The organism is Pseudofrankia sp. EUN1h, from assembly GCF_001854645.1.
Lineage (GTDB): Bacteria > Actinomycetota > Actinomycetes > Frankiales > Frankiaceae > Pseudofrankia > Pseudofrankia saprophytica.
In genome coordinates this window covers 113109-129319 of record NZ_MBLN01000014.1, presented here as the reverse complement: position 1 = coordinate 129319, position 16211 = coordinate 113109, and the positions used below count along the sequence as shown (strand labels likewise).

General features: G+C 73.0%; 13 protein-coding genes. 8 read left to right on the top strand and 5 right to left on the bottom strand.

Features of this window, described 5'->3' with window-relative positions; translation table 11 throughout:
• Positions 1–61 precede the first annotated feature (61 nt).
• Complete coding sequence (locus BCD49_RS05500; protein ID WP_007518455.1) at positions 62–241, top strand: hypothetical protein; 180 nt, start codon at positions 62–64, stop codon at positions 239–241.
• Between the two features lie 96 nt (positions 242–337).
• Here BCD49_RS05500 and BCD49_RS05495 read toward each other — a convergent pair whose 3' ends face one another.
• The 4 genes from BCD49_RS05495 to BCD49_RS05480 all read right to left on the bottom strand — a co-directional run bounded on the left by BCD49_RS05495 (position 338) and on the right by BCD49_RS05480 (position 4724).
• Positions 338–1507: a hypothetical protein gene (locus tag BCD49_RS05495; RefSeq protein WP_007518457.1), complete on the bottom strand. Its 1170-nt coding sequence runs from the start codon at positions 1505–1507 to the stop codon at positions 338–340.
• Positions 1504–2451: an RluA family pseudouridine synthase gene (locus BCD49_RS05490; protein ID WP_007518458.1), complete on the bottom strand. Its 948-nt coding sequence runs from the start codon at positions 2449–2451 to the stop codon at positions 1504–1506. The genes BCD49_RS05495 and BCD49_RS05490 overlap by 4 nt, the downstream gene beginning before the upstream one ends.
• Positions 2448–3275 carry a signal peptidase II gene (gene lspA, locus BCD49_RS40295; RefSeq protein ID WP_232794164.1) on the bottom strand — a complete coding sequence of 276 codons (828 nt, stop codon included), beginning with the start codon at positions 3273–3275 and terminating at the stop codon, positions 2448–2450. The genes BCD49_RS05490 and lspA overlap by 4 nt, the downstream gene beginning before the upstream one ends.
• Positions 3276–3536: 261 nt before the next feature.
• Positions 3537–4724: a class I SAM-dependent methyltransferase gene (locus tag BCD49_RS05480; protein WP_007518460.1), complete on the bottom strand. Its 1188-nt coding sequence runs from the start codon at positions 4722–4724 to the stop codon at positions 3537–3539.
• Positions 4725–5304: 580 nt separating this feature from the next.
• On the opposite strand from BCD49_RS05480, the gene ileS reads away from it, so the two are divergent.
• On the top strand, positions 5305–8604 hold the full coding sequence (gene ileS / locus BCD49_RS05475; RefSeq protein ID WP_007518461.1) for an isoleucine--tRNA ligase: 3300 nt from the start codon (positions 5305–5307) through the stop codon (positions 8602–8604).
• On the opposite strand, the gene BCD49_RS05470 is transcribed toward ileS, so the two are convergent.
• Entirely contained in the window at positions 8601–9548 is a 948-nt protein-coding gene (locus BCD49_RS05470; RefSeq protein WP_007518462.1) for a PhzF family phenazine biosynthesis protein, read from the bottom strand. The genes ileS and BCD49_RS05470 overlap by 4 nt on opposite strands.
• Positions 9549–9976: 428 nt before the next feature.
• On the opposite strand from BCD49_RS05470, the gene BCD49_RS05465 reads away from it, so the two are divergent.
• From BCD49_RS05465 to BCD49_RS05440, 6 genes are all read left to right on the top strand, one after another.
• On the top strand, positions 9977–10621 hold the full coding sequence (locus BCD49_RS05465; protein WP_007518463.1) for a DUF6308 family protein: 645 nt from the start codon (positions 9977–9979) through the stop codon (positions 10619–10621).
• A gap of 450 nt (positions 10622–11071) precedes the next feature.
• The gene (locus BCD49_RS05460) at positions 11072–12025 is read left to right on the top strand and encodes an ABC transporter ATP-binding protein (protein WP_007518464.1); all 954 of its coding nucleotides are present in this window, start codon (positions 11072–11074) and stop codon (positions 12023–12025) included.
• A 43-nt stretch (positions 12026–12068) separates the two neighbouring features.
• Complete coding sequence (locus BCD49_RS05455; protein WP_007518465.1) at positions 12069–12965, top strand: ABC transporter permease; 897 nt, start codon at positions 12069–12071, stop codon at positions 12963–12965.
• Positions 12962–13831, top strand: a complete 870-nt coding sequence (locus BCD49_RS05450) for a hypothetical protein (RefSeq protein WP_007518466.1) — start codon at positions 12962–12964, stop codon at positions 13829–13831. The genes BCD49_RS05455 and BCD49_RS05450 overlap by 4 nt, the downstream gene beginning before the upstream one ends.
• 153 nt (positions 13832–13984) lie before the next feature.
• Positions 13985–15430 carry a TerD family protein gene (locus tag BCD49_RS05445; RefSeq protein ID WP_007518467.1) on the top strand — a complete coding sequence of 482 codons (1446 nt, stop codon included), beginning with the start codon at positions 13985–13987 and terminating at the stop codon, positions 15428–15430.
• 72 nt (positions 15431–15502) lie between these two features.
• Entirely contained in the window at positions 15503–16195 is a 693-nt protein-coding gene (locus BCD49_RS05440) for an AIM24 family protein (protein WP_007518468.1), read from the top strand.
• Positions 16196–16211: the final 16 nt, after the last annotated feature.

The window sequence follows — 16211 nt, the reverse complement described above, 5'->3', positions numbered from 1 at the left end:
CGTGTCGTGCCCGCCAGGGCGTCACCCGCGGCGACAATGGTGAACGACGGAGGTGGTCGAGGTGATCATTCTTAGCGGTGTGCTGCTGGTCCTCGCCGCGGTGCTGTTGGTCGCCGGCGCCGTGGGCCCGACCGCGTGCGTGTATGCATCTTTGGCCTTGACGCTTCTCGCCGCTGGCCTGCTCCCACTGGGCGCCGCCCGCCGTGCCCGCCGCGCCGCCCGAGGCGCCGTCAGCTCCTGACCTCACCCCGAGCCACAACCCGCCCGGCGCGCCCCCGGCGAACGAGTTCCCGGCATGGCCGTGACGGCGGCTCGTCACGTCGGTCAGGGGCGGGGCTTACGGTCGGTCAGGGCTCACGGGGACGAAACGGGCGGTGTTTTCCAGGGTGGCCGGTGGGGCGGCGTCGATGACGCGGACCGACGGGTCCTGGCGCAGCGCGAGCAGCCGGGCGGCCGACGCCCGCACGACGGCGGCGAACAGGCAGGAGCAGCTCCGGCCACCCCGCAGCGCCTCCGCCTCCGCCCGAGCGCTCTCCCGCGCCCCCGGGTCGGTGGCCGTCGTCGCTCGCCTGGACGACTCGGCGGCCTGCGCGGCGAACGCCGTCAGCACGTCGTCCACCGGGGTGCGCACCGCCGCCTGGTGTACCGCGCCCGACCCGGGGATCGCGAAGAAGACCTGCGTCACCCGGTAGGTGGCCAGCAGCGCCTGCAGGCCGTCCGGGTTCCGGTAGCCGGTCAGGCTCACCACTGCCAGCAGGTCCGCCGCCGGCGCGGCCCTGGCGAGCGACGCGAGGGACTGGTCCGCGCCGCCGATGTAGTCCGCCGTCGACTCGCCTGCCGGCGGCCCGATCGTCACGCTGGGCACGACGGCGGTGCTCGCCTGACCGCCAGGCGTGTTTCCCGCCGGTGGGCTCGCCGGCTCGGCCCCGCCCGTGCTGCGGGGCTGGCCGTCGATCCCGGGCAGCAGGGCGGCGGCGGCGCTCAACACGATCATCGCGACGAGGCCGAGGACGGCGATCCGGGCACCGCGCTCGAGTAACGCCCGGCCGACCGACGGCCCGTCCGCCGTGTCCGCCCCCTCGGCGTCCGCCGCGTCGGCGGGAAACGAGCCGGACCCGTGGTCCGCCCGCCGGGGGCGGGGCGGACCGGGCAGCAGCCGGGTGCGCAGCGCGAGACGCAGCAGCCCGGCCGTGACCGTCCTGCTCGTCGCCGCGGCGGCGCCGACCGCGGCCTCCAGCACCTGGCCGGTCCTGGGCACCAGCGCGTCGTCCAGTCGGTCGAGCATCGGGCCGGCCCGATCCGCCGCCTTCGCGATCTCGGCGCCGCTGGCGGTCGCGACCTCCACCACCGCCGCGGTGGCCCGGTGCGTGACCGCGTCGGCCGCGCTCCGCGCCGAACGGGCCCCGGAAGACCAGATGGTGCGCGGAAATGCTCCTCGTTCGTGCCCCACCTGGCGGTCCTTGCCCCCGGAGCCGCTGGCGCGCACCGGCGGCGGGCGCAGGCTCACGACATCGCCCGGAGCCGCTCCAGCGCCTCGGCGAGATCCGGCGGGTCGGGACTGGTGAACGTGACCGGCCGCCCGTCCGCCGGGTGCTCGAACGAGAGCTCGAAGGCGTGCAGCCACTGCCGGCGCAGGCCGAGCTTCTCGGCGAGCGTCGGGTCGGCGCCGTAGGCCAGGTCGCCGACGCACGGGTGGCGCAACGCGGAGAGATGCACCCGGATCTGGTGGGTTCGCCCGGTCTCGAGCCGAATGATCAGCAGCGACGCCGCCCGAAACGCCTCGTCGGTGTCGTAGTGGGTGACGCTTGGCTTGCCGTCCGCGACGACGGCGAACAGCCCGGGCTTGCGGGGGTGCCGGTCGATCGGGGCGTCGATCGTGCCGCGCAGCGGGTCGGGGTGGCCCTGGACCACCGCGCGGTAGCGCTTGTCGACGGTCCGCTCGCGGAACGCCCGCTTGAGCGCCGTGTAGGCCAGCTCGCTCTTCGCGACGACCATGACCCCGGTCGTGCCGACGTCGAGGCGGTGCACGACCCCTTGGCGCTCGGAGGCACCGGAGGTGGAGACCCGGTAGCCGGCGGCGGCCAGCGCCCCGATCACGGTCGGGCCGGTGTATCCGGGCGCCGGGTGGGCGGCGACGCCGACCGGCTTGTCGATCACGATGATGTCGTCGTCGTCATGCAGGACCGTCAGGCCCTCGACCGGCGTCGGCGCGGCCTCGACGGCCGGGCCCGGCGGGGGCGGCAGCTCGACCTCCAACCAGGCGCCGCCGCGGACCCGGTCCGACCGGCCGGGCATCTGGCCGTCGACGCTGACCTGCCCGTCGGCGACCAGCGCCGCGGCCACCGTCCGCGACAGGCCGAACATCCGCGCGAGCGCCGCGTCCAGGCGCAGGCCGTCGAGCCCGTCCGGAACCGGCAGGGACCGCCGCTCGCCGGCCCGCACCGCCGTCATTCCCGGCCCGCCGGCTCGGACGGTCTGTCCGTCTCGGGCTCGCCCGCCGTGCCACCGTCCGCGTCCGCCGCCGGGCCCTGCCGGGCCAGGCGCGAGCCGTCGAGGCCGATGCCGAGCGCGGAGATCACCACGGCGAGGACGGCTCCGACGACGATCGACGAGTCGGCGACGTTGAAGATCGGCCAGTGGTGCAGGTGGATCCAGTCGACGACGTGGCCGCGTAGTGGGCCGGGGGCGCGTACCAGCCGGTCGACKAGGTTGCCGACCGCGCCGCCGACGATGGCGCCGAGGACGACGGCCCAGCCGAGGGAGCCGAGCTTGCGCGCGGTGAGCGCGACCACGACGACCACGGCCACCGCGATGATGCTGAACAGGGCCGTCGCGCCGCCGGCGATGCTGAACGCGGCGCCGGAGTTGCGGGTCAGCTGCAGGTCGAGCACGCCGGGGATCAGCGTGACGGGGTTGCCCGGCTTCATCCTCGCCACCACGATGATCTTCGTGATGGCGTCGAGCAGGACCACGCCGAGGCTGGTGGCGAGCAGCACGGCGATCGGGCGCCGTCCCGCCGACCGGCGGGACGGGGTGGTGTGCGGGGCGGACCCTCCGCCCCCATCCTCCCCGTCATCGCCGGCCCGGGTGACCCCGCCGGGCGCACCGTCGGCCCGCGGCTGCGCGGACTGACCGGCGTGCGCGCCGGTGGCCTTCCCGGCCGCCAGATCGGGGCCCCTGCCCCAGTCCAGGTATGCGCGCGCGATGGAGGTCTCCTCATCGCCCCGCGCGCCAGGCCCGGGTACATCGCCCTCGCTGGTCGGCGCCTCTCCCACGTCGTCAACTGTACGGCTGTCCCGGTGCCGGACGCTCCGCGCCCGCACCCGGGCGCAGCCTGTCGGGCGCTGAGCGCCCTCCCTACGTGGTTCCGGGTGCTGGCATATAGCGGTGGTGGGGCTGGACCGGGGCTGATGACGTGGCTGGGTTGGCGCAGCGCCGATGCGCCGTCACCAGGTGTGGCTGGGTTGCGTGCCTGGCTTGCCAGAACGACATCACAAACCCCGCCGCGCGGTTTGACGGCGGAGGCGGTCAGGCGGTCAGGCGGCCGACGGGGTGGGGTCGGGGGTGCCGAGGCGCTCGAGGACGACGCGGTAGGCCTCCAGCTGGCCGGTGACGAAACCGGCGGTCGAGCCCCACAGGAAGGCGCGGAACTTCAGGTACACCTCCTGTCCCCAGCGCTCGACGATCTGCTCACGGGCGGCGTCGAGCCGCAGCGCCCAGGCCTGGCAGGTCAGCATGTAGTTGTGGGTGTCCTCGATCACGGTCCGCACCCGGAACTGCCCTGACCTCGCCACGCAGGCCAGATAGTCGTGCAGCACCATCGGGGTCGACCGGCCCGGGTAGATGTGCCGGCTCATGAAGCTGGACAGGTGGTGCTTGCGGCGCATCGCCACCGCGTCCAGATAGACCCGCCCGCCGGGGCGGACCAGCGCGGCGTACCTGCGCAGCGTCGTCTCGTAGTCGGGCAGGTGCTCGGTGACGCCCATGTTCACCAGCGCGTCGTACGTCTCGCCCGCGCCCTCGTAGGCGAACAGGTGCTGGCGCACGACGGTGGCCTCCTCGTAACCGCGCTCCTTGGCGAGGTCGTTCATGAACATCTCGGACGCCCTCGACAGGGTGAGGGAGGTCACCCGCGCGCCCTGCTCGGAGCCGTACTGCAGGAACGCCCCCCAGCCGCCGCCGACCTCGAGCACCCGCGCCCCCGGCCTGAGCGCCAGCGCGTCGTAGGCGTAGCGCATCTTGTTCGCCATCGCGGCTTCCAGCGGCTCGGCGTCCGCGGTGAAGACCCCATGCGTGTAGCAGCGGAACTCGCTGTCGAGGAACGTGCGGAAGAAGTCGGCGTCCTCGTCGTAGTGCGCGGCGATCGCCTCGTCGTCCTTCTTGCGCCGGCCGCGCGCGCCGAGCGCCAGCGGCGCGAACCGCCTGATCCAGACGATCGGGTGGAAATCGGAGAAAACCCTGCGCGCGGCAAAGGCCGCCACCACGTCGCCGTCGATGTCGAACGCGCCGGCGATGAACGCGTCACCCACCTGGAACAGGTCCATCGACGACAGCGCCCGGTCTCCGGCGCTGCCCCGGCTTTCGAGCCAGAACCGTGGCTCGCCGTCACCGACCTGGAACGATGAGCCGTCCGACATTCGGACTCCGAACGGCGTCCGCACCGACTTCCGCTGGCTCGCCTGCCGCAGCTTCTTGGCGAACCGCTCCCACGTCGACGTGCTCATCCTCACCGGTCCTCAGCGTCCGTCCGGGCTGCCCCGGAAAGTGCCGACTTTTTGCATGACAAAGAATATGACCGCGCGGGTACGGCCCGGGGAACGTCGACGTGACCGTCGCCGAAACCCCGGGAGGCGGCTCAGCGCCATCCGCGCGACGTGATCTTGCGGGAAACCCCGGTGCCAGCCCGGCGGCGGTTCGGCTAGGCTGGGCGCAGCAAGCCAGCGGCAAGGCGTCGATGGGGACGAGTAGCGGCAGGCGCGGCCTAGATCCAACAGGTACCTGGATCCAACAGGTACTGAGCGAGCCGGGGACGGTGGAAGCCCGGTGGCCAGCGCGTCGTGAACATCACCCCGGAGCCGTCGGGAGAACGCGTTCCTGGGACGTTGAAGCGATCCGGGGCGTCAGTAGATCCGGCAGCCGTGGCGCGAACGAGTGGCCGTCGCGGGTCCGAGACCTGGCGGCGCGCAAGGAGGGTGGTACCGCGGTGCCCCGCCCACCCCGAGGCCGTTAGCGGCCCTGGGAATGGAGTGGCGTCGTCCCTCCGCCGGAACTGCCACGTCCGACGGAGACCGGGACCCCACAGCGATGAGCACCCCCACACCCACCAGCACCCCAGCCACCACGTCCGCCAACACCGCGGCCGCCACGTCTCACGCGCCTGCCGCCGCCCGCCCGGCGGTGTTCGCGCCGTTGCCGGCGAAGGTCGACCTGCCGGAGTTCGAGCAGGAGACGCTCGACCGCTGGCGTGACAGCAAGGTCTTCGAACGTTCGCTGCGGGCGAGTGCCGACGCGCCGCTGTGGATGTTCTACGAGGGCCCACCGACCGCCAACGGCAAGCCGGGCGCCCATCACGTCGAGGCGCGGGTGTTCAAGGACATCTTCCCGCGCTACCGGACGATGAAGGGCTATCACGTTCCCCGCAAGGCCGGCTGGGACTGCCACGGTCTTCCCGTCGAACTCGCGGTGGAGAAGGAGCTCGGCTTCACCAGCAAGAGCGACATCGAGAAGTTCGGGATCGCCGAGTTCAACGCCCGCTGCCGCGAGTCGGTGCTGCGCCACGTCGCCGACTTCTCGGCGATGACCGAGCGGATGGGCTACTGGGTCGACCTCGACGGCGCCTACCGCACGATGGACACCTCCTACATCGAGTCGGTGTGGTGGTCGTTGGGGCAGATCTTCGACAAGGGCCTGCTGGTCGAGGACTTCCGCGTCACGCCGTACTGCCCCCGCGACGAGACGCCGCTGTCCGACCACGAGGTCTCCCAGGGCTACAAGGATGTCGCCGACCCGTCGGTCTACGTCCGCTTCCCGGTCGTGGCTGGCACCGGGCCTGAGGGCATCTTCACCCCGGAACGGGACGCCAAGCTGCTCGTCTGGACGACCACGCCCTGGACGCTCGTCTCCAACACCGCCGTCGCCGCCCACCCCGACGTCACCTACGTCCTGGCCCGCACCGCCGCCGGCGAGCACCTCGTCGTCGCCGAGCCACTGCTGGCGGCCGCGCTGGGAGACGCCGCCGAGGACGCCGAGGTCGTCGACCGGCTGACCGGCGCCCAGCTCGCCGGCACCCGCTACCGCCGCCCGTTCGAGCTGCTCGACGCCGCCCGCTTCGAGCCGGGCGCCGACGGCGTCGTCGGCCGGCACGCCGCCGGCGCCACCCCCGCCGCCCCGCACTCGGTCCTGCTCGCCGACTACGTCACCACCACCGACGGCACCGGCCTGGTCCACCAGTCGCCGGCGTTCGGCGCCGAGGACCTCGCGGTCTGCCGGGCGAACGGCCTGCCGGTCGTCAACCCGATCGGCTCGAACGGCCGGTTCCTGCCCGAGGTCCCGCTCGTCGGCGGGATGTTCTTCAAGGACGCCGACGCGCCGCTGTCCGCCGACCTGGCGGCCCGCGGGCTGCTCTGGCGGGGCACCAGCTACGTGCACAGCTACCCGCACTGCTGGCGCTGCCACACACCGCTGATCTACTACCCGCTCCCGAGCTGGTACATCCGGACGACGGCGGTCCGCGACCGGCTCGTCGAGGAGAACGAGAAGACCGACTGGCACCCGGACCGGATCAAGCACGGCCGCTACGGCGAGTGGCTGCGGGGCAACGTCGACTGGGCGCTGTCGCGCAACCGCTACTGGGGCACCCCGCTGCCCATCTGGCGCTGCGAGAACGACCCCGCTCACCTGACCTGTGTCAGCTCGCTCGCCGAGCTCTCGACGCTCACCGGCCGCGACCTGTCCGGCCTCGACCCGCACCGCCCGTTCGTCGACGAGGTGACGCTGCCCTGCCAGCGGGCCGGCTGCGGCGGCACCGCGCGCCGCGTGCCCGAGGTGATCGACGTCTGGTACGACAGCGGCGCGATGCCGTTCGCCCAGTGGGGTGCCCCGCACCGCAACCAGGCCGAGTTCGAGAAGCACTACCCGGCGCGGTACATCTGCGAGGCCATCGACCAGACCCGCGGCTGGTTCTACACCCTGATGGCCATCGGGACGCTGGTCTTCGACCAGTCGAGCTACGAGACCGTGCTGTGCCTCGGCCTGCTGCTCGACGCCGAGGGCCGCAAGATGTCGAAGCACCTGGGCAACGTCCTCGACCCGTTCGCGCTGTTCGAGCAGCACGGCGCGGACGCGGTCCGCTGGCTCATGCTCGCCGGCGGCTCGCCGTGGTCGGACCGCCGCGTCGGCCACGAGGCGATCGAGGACATCGTCCGCAAGGTCCTGCTGACCTACTGGAACACCGCCTCGTTCTTCGCCCTCTACGCCTCCGCCGCGCACTGGGACCCCGCGGCGGCGCCCGGCCGGGCGCCCGCCGAGCGGCCGGTGCTCGACCGCTGGGCGCTCTCGGAGCTGGCGGCGACGGTCCGCGAGGTGGACGAGGCGCTGGAGGGCTTCGACTCGCTGCGCGCCGGCCGGCGGCTGACCCGGTTCATCGACGACCTGTCGAACTGGTACGTCCGCCGCTCGCGGCGCCGCTTCTGGGACGGCGACCCGGACGCGCTGGACACGCTGTACCGCTGCCTGGACGGCGTGACGAGGGCGATGGCGCCGTTCGCCCCGTTCCTCACCGACTGGCTGTGGGCGCGGCTGTTCGCGGCGGCGCCGGGCGCGCCGGACTCGGTGCATCTGGCGACCTGGCCGCAGCTGCCCGCCGAATGGGTGGACGAGACGCTGTCCGAGCAGATGGACCTGGTCCGCCGGATCGTCGAGCTCGGCCGCGCGGCCCGCGCGTCGAGCGCGGTCCGCACCCGCCAGCCGTTGCCGCGCGCCGTCGTCGGCGGCGCCGCGTTCGAGGCGCTGCCCGCCGAGCTGCGCGCGCAGATCGCCGACGAGCTCAACGTCGCGGGCGTCGAGGGCGCGACCGCCGACGTCGTCGACGTCACCGTCAAGCCGAACTTCCGGGCGCTGGGCCGCCGGTTCGGCAAGCGCACGCCCGTCGTCGCCGCGGCAGTGGCCGCCGCGGGCCTCCCGGCCGACGGGGTGCTCCAGGTCGAGGTCGACGGCGAGCGGGTCGAGCTCTCCGGCGACGAGCTGATCGTCACCGAGACGCCGAGGCAGGGCTGGGCGGTCACCTCCGAGTCCGGCCTGTCGGTCGCGCTCGACCTGGAGATCACCCCCGAGCTCGCCCGCGCGGGCCTCGCCCGCGACGTCGTCCGCGTCCTGCAGGACGCCCGCAAGAGCTCCGGCCTGCAGATCACCGACCGCATCGACGTCTGGTGGACCGCCTCAAGAGCGTCGACCGCCCTGGCGCTGCGCGAGCACGCCGCCGCGGTCGCCGACGAGGTCCTGGCCGTCCGCTTCGTCGAGGGCGCCCTTCCGGCCGGCATCCACCACACCGCCGACGAGCTGGGCGTCACCTTCGCCCTCGGCGTCGCGGAACCAGCGGCCAGCTAGCGGCTGGGCAGGACGCGGGCCGTGCCGCCGACCCGGGTGGTGATGCCGCGCGGGGTGCGGGTGGCGGCGGCGTGGACGGTGGATGGGTGTCCGAGGGCGTCGCCCTGATCGACGGCGACGGTCGAGTCGTGGCCGCTAAGGAGGAGATGGGCGGCCAGGCAGCCGCTGCTGTTGGCGTTGGCGACGTCCTCCGGTACGCCGATGGCCGGGGCGAACATGCGTGCCGCGGCGGTCGGCTCGGTGAGGGACGGCGGGACGTACACGAAGCAGCCGAGCTGCCCATGGCGACGGCTCTCGGCGGCCAGCCGGTCCTGATCCGGCCGGATGCCGGCCAGGACGGCGCGGTCGGTGACGGGGATCATCAGGCGCTCCCGGCCGGGCGAGGCGATGGACACGTCGTCCTCGGGGTGCAGCGCGTCCGGTTCCAGGCCGAGAGCGGCCAGGAACGCGTCGCGTTCGAAGGCGGTGGCGGCGCGGTGGTCCACCAGACCCTGGTCGAACCAGGCCTCCACCACGGCGCCGCCGGATCCGGCGGCGAGCACGCCGGTGGCCTCGACGTCCCGTCCAGCCACGCGCAGCAGGCCCTGGAAGTCCTTGCCCACGGCCGCTGCCGCGGCCGTCGCTGCCTGCGCTCCCTCCGGGAGCCCCGCCTCCTGGACGGTGAGGAGGGCGATCGCCGCCACCGTTCCGTGGCCGCATCCGGGTAGCTCGCCCGTTGCCGTGAAGAACCGGACACCCCGCTCGCCCCGCGCACCGGTGCGCGGGGCGACGACCGCGACGTGTGAGGTGCCCATCCGCGCGGGAATCCGCGCGAGCTCCGCGTCACCGAGCCCGCGGCCGTCCACGACGACCGCGGTGGGGCTGCCGCCGCTTCCGCCGCTTCCGCCGCTTCCGCCCCGAAGGCACGCGCTGATCGTGATGACCTCGGTTGAGAGCTCGTTCATACCGCTACGTCACCACATCGCGGTGGCCCGTCGTGGCTGGCTCCCGGTAGCCGCGCCCACGCGACACCGTTGACGGCCGAACGGACCGGTCAAACGGGATTGGTCAACCGGGACTGGTCAAACGGGACGGTCCGGAACTGTTGGGCCGCGCGTTCGCGGGGCGGTAACCGGTACTTCCCGGGGATGGCGGGTCGGGAGATGATGAGATGCCCGTACCCGCCAAAGTGGCGTGCGGGGATCGCCGCCGGGTGCTCGGGGCGATCAGTGACGATCCCGACGGATGGTCACAGAGTGCCACGCTCGGCCGTACTGTTTGGGAAACTGGCGCCGCGCAGCCCGGTATCGGGGGAGAACGCCCTCACAGCCGACCGGCCGCCGACGCCCGTGTGCCAAGAACGGCACCCGACGTGAGGGATGAGGAGCTTTCGGTGAAGCTGGCGATGGGCACCCGGGAGGTCTTCGACGCGGAGAGCCTGCTCGAGGAGTACCTGGGACCACGCAAGCGTGGGCTGCGCTACGCCTACCCGTACTACGACGGCCTGGTGACGAACGGCGACTCGGACCTGCTCTGCACCGGGGACCTGCTCGCACCCTGCCTGCTGGGCGTCGGCGTGGACATCGACCGGCTGCACACCCTGACCGCGCTGCTGCCGCTGCTCCAGCGCGCGCTGGACAAGCTGCCGCCCGGGATCGAGCTGATCGAGGCGGACGACGTCACCCTGGACCTGGTCGCCGCGCTCTACGACCCGCTGGACGACCCTGACGTCGTCGACCGCGACGTCAAGGGCTCACTCATCGCCAAGGTGCTGCACCGCAAGCGGCCCGCCCTCGTGCCGCTGTTCGACTCCAAGGTACGGATCTTCTACCAGCATGAGAACTGCGTCCCGGCGGCGCCGAAGGACGGCCGTTCCTGGCGCGAGTACATGCAGCTGCTCGTCCGCGCCATGCAGTACGACCTGCGCGAGAACGCCGCGGAGTTCCAGCGGTTGGCCACCCTCGTCCCCGGCGGCGGCCCGCCCGTCACCGCGCTGCGGATGCTCGACATCGTCGTCTGGATGAGCAGCGCCGTCTGAGGCCGTCCCGTGGCGGACGCTYCGCGCCCCAGACCTCCCAGCAGACCTCCCAGATCGCCTCCGGCGATCCGGCAGGGACCCCGGCTTCGCGATCCGGCAGGGCGCGGCCGTCGGGCGCTGAGCGCCCTCCCCGGGTGGATCCGGGTGAAGGCATATTTCCGAGTTGGACTGGCTCCGGGCACAGGACGTGGTTGGTCTGGTGCCGGCGCTGATGCGCCGTCACCTCTTGGGCTCGGTTGCGCTTGATGCTCACCAACGGCGATGGCGTGATGTCGAGGCCTATAGGACGTTTCTGGGGCACGGATGTGTGTTCAGTGACGTTCGAACAGTGTGATGTCTGCCCCGTCCGCGGCCGTGCGGCCCCGAGGTGGCACGGCGTGTGGGCCGGCGAGTGACGTTCCGGACAGAGCGGCCGTACGAACGACGCCCGTCGTACGGGAGAATGGGCGAGTGCGTAGTTTCGCCGTCCGGGGTCTGACCCGACGGCACCGGACAGGGGACACGGTCGTGGTCGCCAACGACCGTGTCGACCTTGACGTCCCCGCGGGCGAGGTGTTCGGGATTCTCGGGCCGAACGGGGCGGGGAAGACGACGCTCGTGCGGCAGCTGATGGGGCTGCTGCGCCCGGACGAGGGCAGCATCGAGCTGTTCGGGCACGATGTCGTCGCCCGGCCCGACCTGCCGGCGCGGCTGGTCGCCTACCTCGGCCAGAGCGACCTCGCGCTGGCCGAGCTGCCGGTCGCCATCGCGATCGAGACCACCGGCCGGATGCGCGGCCTGACGAAGGCCGCAGCCAGGGCCGAACGGGACGCCGTGCTCGACGAGCTCGAGCTGACCGGCGTCGCCGACCGGCCGCTCGGGAAGCTCTCCGGCGGCCAGCGCCGGCTCGCCTGCGTCGCGACGGCACTGGTCGGCTCCCGCCCGGTATTGGTGTTGGATGAGCCCACGACCGGGCTCGACCCGCGCAGCCGACGGGCGGTCTGGGCCTCGCTGCGGCGGCGGCGCGACGAGGCCGGTGTGACGGTGGTCCTCATCACCCACAACGTGCTGGAGGCGGAGACGGTGCTCGACCGGGTGGCGGTGCTCGACGCCGGCCGGGTGATCGCCTGTGACACCCCCGGCCGCCTCAAGGCCCTGGTCGACGCGGACGTGCGCCTCGAGCTCGCCTGGCGCCAGGACCCGCCGGCCGACGACCCGACCGTGCGCTGGCTCGGCGCCGAGGCGAGCCGCGCGGGCCGGCGCTGGACGGTCCGGATGACGCCGGAGCGCGCCCGGGAGGCGCTCGCCCTGCTCACCACCGGCCCGGCGTTCGCCGCCCTCGACGACTTCAGCCTGGCGACGCCGTCCCTCGAAGACGTCTACCTGTCGCTCGGCGGCACCTCCCGCGACCTGGAGCGCACATGACCCCCATCCACGCGCGCGGCCCCCGGCCTGGGCTGGTGCCCCGGTGACTGTGGCCCCCGTCGCCCACGGCGGCATCCCCGCAGTGCCGGCCCGCGTGACCGGCGGCTCCCAGACCTCCCCGGTAGCGAGCGCCGCCGCTGGCGCTGGCGCTGGCGCCGGGCCGGTGGGCGTGCCGGTAGTCCCCGCGGTGCCGGGGCGCACCTCGTTTTCGGTGGCGTTCGTCGCCGTCTACCGGGGGCAGCTCTCGCGCGGCAGGGTCGCTCGCATGCCGCTGATGTTCGTCGCCACGCTGCAGTCGGTGGGCATCCTCCTGCTGCTGCGCGGCGTCGTGAGCATCTCCGACGTCACCACCTGCGCCCAGGTCGTCGCCGGGTGCACCGTGCTCGTGGTCGCGTTCGTCGCGCTGAACCTGCTCGCGCAGCGGTTCGGCGCGCTGCGCGCCGCCGGCGCGCTCGACTACTACCTGACGCTGCCGGTGCCCGGCACCGCCGTCGTGCTCGGCACGGCCGCCTCCTACGCGACGTTCGCCGTCCCCGGGGTCATCGTCACCGCCGTCACCGGCGCCCTGCTGTTCGGCCTTCCGCTGTCCGGCCTTTGGGTCCTCGCACCGGTGGCGCTGCTCGCCGGCGCCAGCCTCGCGGGCATCGGCGCCGCGGCGGGGCTGCTCGCGCCCCGTCCCGAGCTCGCCACGGTCGCCGGCCAGCTTGGCATGAGCATCGTGCTCTTCCTCGGGATCATCCCGTCGGACCGCCTGCCGGGCGTCGGCTGGCTGGTACGCGACGTGCTGCCGAGCAGCTACGCCGTCGACGCCCTCTCAGAGACGTTCCTGCCGTCGGCCCGCTGGGGCATCGTCGCCCTCGACCTGGGCGTGTGCGCCCTCGTCGCCGTCATCACCCTGGCGGCCGCCGCCGGGGCGCTGCGCCGGGCCGGGACTGCGTGAACCAGCAGTTCGGGCCGCTCCTCGCCGGCCTCGCCGGGTGGTTCGCCGGGCTGTACCGGCGTCCCGGGGTGCGCGCCGGGATCGTCTGCCTGCTGGCGCTCACCGCCGCCGGGCCGCTGCTGGGCCTGCTGTGGGCGGCGACCGCGCCGCACCTGGACGTCGCGGCCAGCATCAGCGGCAGCGAGAACGCGTTCACCACGCAGGCCGACATCGACGCGATCTTCGGGTTCATCTGCCTGGGCGCTGGCATCGCCGCTGGCGTGCTGGCCCGCCTCAAGGCGGCCGACGGCGGCTGGCCGGTGCCCGTGGGACTCACCGTCGGCGGATTCGCGGGCTCCCTGCTCGCCGGCTGGATCGGCCACCTGATCCGTTCGCCGGGCGTGCTGGACAAGCTGCCGCCGAACGCGGGCAACTACGTCATCGACCTGGTCGACATGCGGGTGCGCGCGACCGGCCTGTACCTGGTGCTGCCGGTGGTGGCCCTGCTGGTACTGGCCCTGTCGCTGTGGCTGCCGGCGCCCTGGCCGCGTGGCCGGGGCTGGGGCGGAACCGACGAGCTGGTGGCCGAGCCGGGGGCGCCGGCTGAGCCGGACGCGGTGTTCGCCGCGGCGTCCGCCTTCCAGCCGCCGCCGCTGCCGTTCGCCGACGACGAGCCACCCGCGCCCGCCACCGACGGCGGTGTCTCGGCCACCGACGGCGGTGCCCCGGCCGGCGCCGGCCCGAACGGCGCCGCCTCGCATGGCGCGGCACCAAACGGTTCTGGTCGTACCGGCGCCAGCGCCGCCGGCCCGGCGGACCCGCGTTGTCCGCCGGCTGACACCACAGTGGCGTCGGGTGATGCGGTGACCCGGGACCCGGACTGTTAGGTTCCGGTCAGTCCGGTCCACATCGGGTGCTCGCCTGCGGTGCGACCATGGGGATGGTCACATCGGCGGAGTCGGCGTCCGGCGGCCGTGGCGCGGGGATCCGCGCCGGGGTCTGGGCCGGCTGGAATCGTAGGGCGCGGCGGGAGGAACAGCGTGGTCACGCAGTTCGGTCGAGGTCAGAAGAGCCAGCTGTCCGCGATCACGCAGGGTACCGACCTCTACATCGGTATCCAGGTCAACGCTCCGGGCACCAGCTGGGACATCTCCTGCTTCGGCCTGGACGCGAACGACCGGCTCTCCGACGACCGCTACTTCGTCTTCTTCAACCAGCCGAAGTCGCCTGAGGGCTCGATCCAGCAGCTTGGCGCCCAGTCGGGCGACACCGAGTCGTTCCGGCTCACCCTCGACGCGGTGCCGCCCTCGATCCACAAGCTGTCGTTCTGCGCTGCGCTCGACGGCGCCGGCAGCGCGAGCCAGATCACCTCCGGCTACTTCCGGATCGTCGTCGGCGGCCAGGAGGTGATGCGGTACCCGTTCACCGGGGCCGACTTCACCTCCGAGCGCGCCGTCATGATCGGCGACGTGTACCGCAAGGGCGTCTGGCGGGTCACCGCGAACGGGCAGGGCTTCGCCGGCGGGCTCGCGGAGCTCATCCGTTCCTTCGGCGGCGAGGTCGAGGACCCGGCGCCCGCGCCGCCGCCCGCGCCGGCGGCGGGTGGCTTCGCCCCGCCGCCCCCCGCTCCGGCCGGTGGCTTCGCCCCGCCGCCCGCTCCGGCTGGTGGCTTCGCGCCGCCCCCCGGTGGACCGGCCGCGCGCCCGCCGGCACCCGCCGCGCCCCAGGCGCCGGGCTATGGCCAGCCGCCGGCCGCGGCGGCCGGCGCCGCGTCGCCGCTGGTGAACCTGTACAAGGAGCCACCGCCGTCGCAGGCGCAGCCGGTGCCGCCGGGCGCGATGGCGAGCCTCACCTCGTATGCCGAGAACCAGGCACAGGGCCGCTGGGTGCAGCAGAACAGCAAGCTGGTCAAGGTCCGCCTCGGCGAGGACGCGATGGCATTGCGGGGCGCGATGGTCGCCTACCAGGGCAACATCGAGTTCGACTACAAGAGCCGCGGCCTGCGCGGGATGATCGAGGAGAAGCTCACCGGGCAGGGCCTGAAGCTCATGACCTGCAAGGGCCAAGGCGAGGTGTTCCTCGCCCAGGACGCGTCCGACCTGCACATCGTCGAGCTCGGCCCCGGCCAGAAGCTGTGCGTCAACACCAAGAACGTGCTGGCCTTCGACGCGACGATCACCAGCGAGGTCAAGCGGATCGAGAGCGCCGGCATCCCGGGCGGCGGCATCTTCCATTTCGAGATGTCCGGCCCGGGCACCATCGTCGTGATGACGAAGGGCACGCCGATGACGCTGCCCGTGCAGGGGCCGACGTTCGGGGACATCAACGCGCTGGTCGCCTGGACCGTCGGGATGCGCGTCAGCGTGTCGTCGCAGGTCCGGATCTCGCGGCAGGTCTACCACACGGCCAGCGGCGAGTCCCACAACCTGCAGTTCCAGGGGATGGGCGGCGGCCACTTCATCGTCGTCCAGCCGTACGAGGTGTGAGCCCGCGATGGCCGAGACCCGTAGGTGTCCCGCGATGACGCGGGCGGCGCAGACGCAGACGAGGAGCCCGCGGTGCAGGGACAGCTGATTCAGCACTACGGCCCGACCCCGGTCATGGACCGGATGAGCAAGCACGGGTCGAAGATCGCCAAGGTGGTCATGTGGCCGGGCTTCGACCTGTTCGCGCGGTCCGGCTCGATGATCGGCTACGAGGGCCTGATCGAGTTCGACCCGCAGCCGCCGGAGGTGCGCCGGCTGGCCTCCAGCTGGGCCACCGGCGAGGGTGTGCCGCTGATGACGGCGCGCGGCCAGGGCCTGCTCTACCTCGCCGACTACGGCAAGGACGTCATCGTCCTGCAGCTCACCCCGGGTGAGGCCGTGTCGGTAAACGGCAAGAACATCCTCGCGTTCGACGCCAGCCTGCAGTGGGGGATCGAGCGGGTGAAGGGCGTGACCATGCTGTCGGGCATGGGCATGTTCAACGTGGTCATCCGCAACAACACCCAGGGCGCGGGCTGGGTCGCGATGGTCTCCAAGGGCAACCCGATCATGCTTGACACCCGCGAGGCGCCGACCTTCGTCGACACCGACGCGCTGGTCGCCTACACCGAGGGCCTGAGCATCGAAAAGCGGCGCACCGCCGGCTTCGGCAGCATGTTCGGCCGCGGCTCCGGCGAGGCGTTCCAGCTCGGCTTCCACGGCCAGGGCTTCGTCGTCGTGCAGCCGAGCGAGGACGAGCGCCCGAACTTCGCGGTCCGGGGCTGACGACCCGTGCCGCCCA

Coding starts and splice junctions, on each gene's coding strand:
- ileS (WP_007518461.1), top strand. CDS start 5,305: ATGAGCACCCCCACACCCACCAGCACCCCAGCCACCACGTCCGCCAAC.
- BCD49_RS05490 (WP_007518458.1), bottom strand. CDS start 2,451: ATGACGGCGGTGCGGGCCGGCGAGCGGCGGTCCCTGCCGGTTCCGGAC.
- BCD49_RS05480 (WP_007518460.1), bottom strand. CDS start 4,724: ATGAGCACGTCGACGTGGGAGCGGTTCGCCAAGAAGCTGCGGCAGGCG.
- BCD49_RS05470 (WP_007518462.1), bottom strand. CDS start 9,548: ATGAACGAGCTCTCAACCGAGGTCATCACGATCAGCGCGTGCCTTCGG.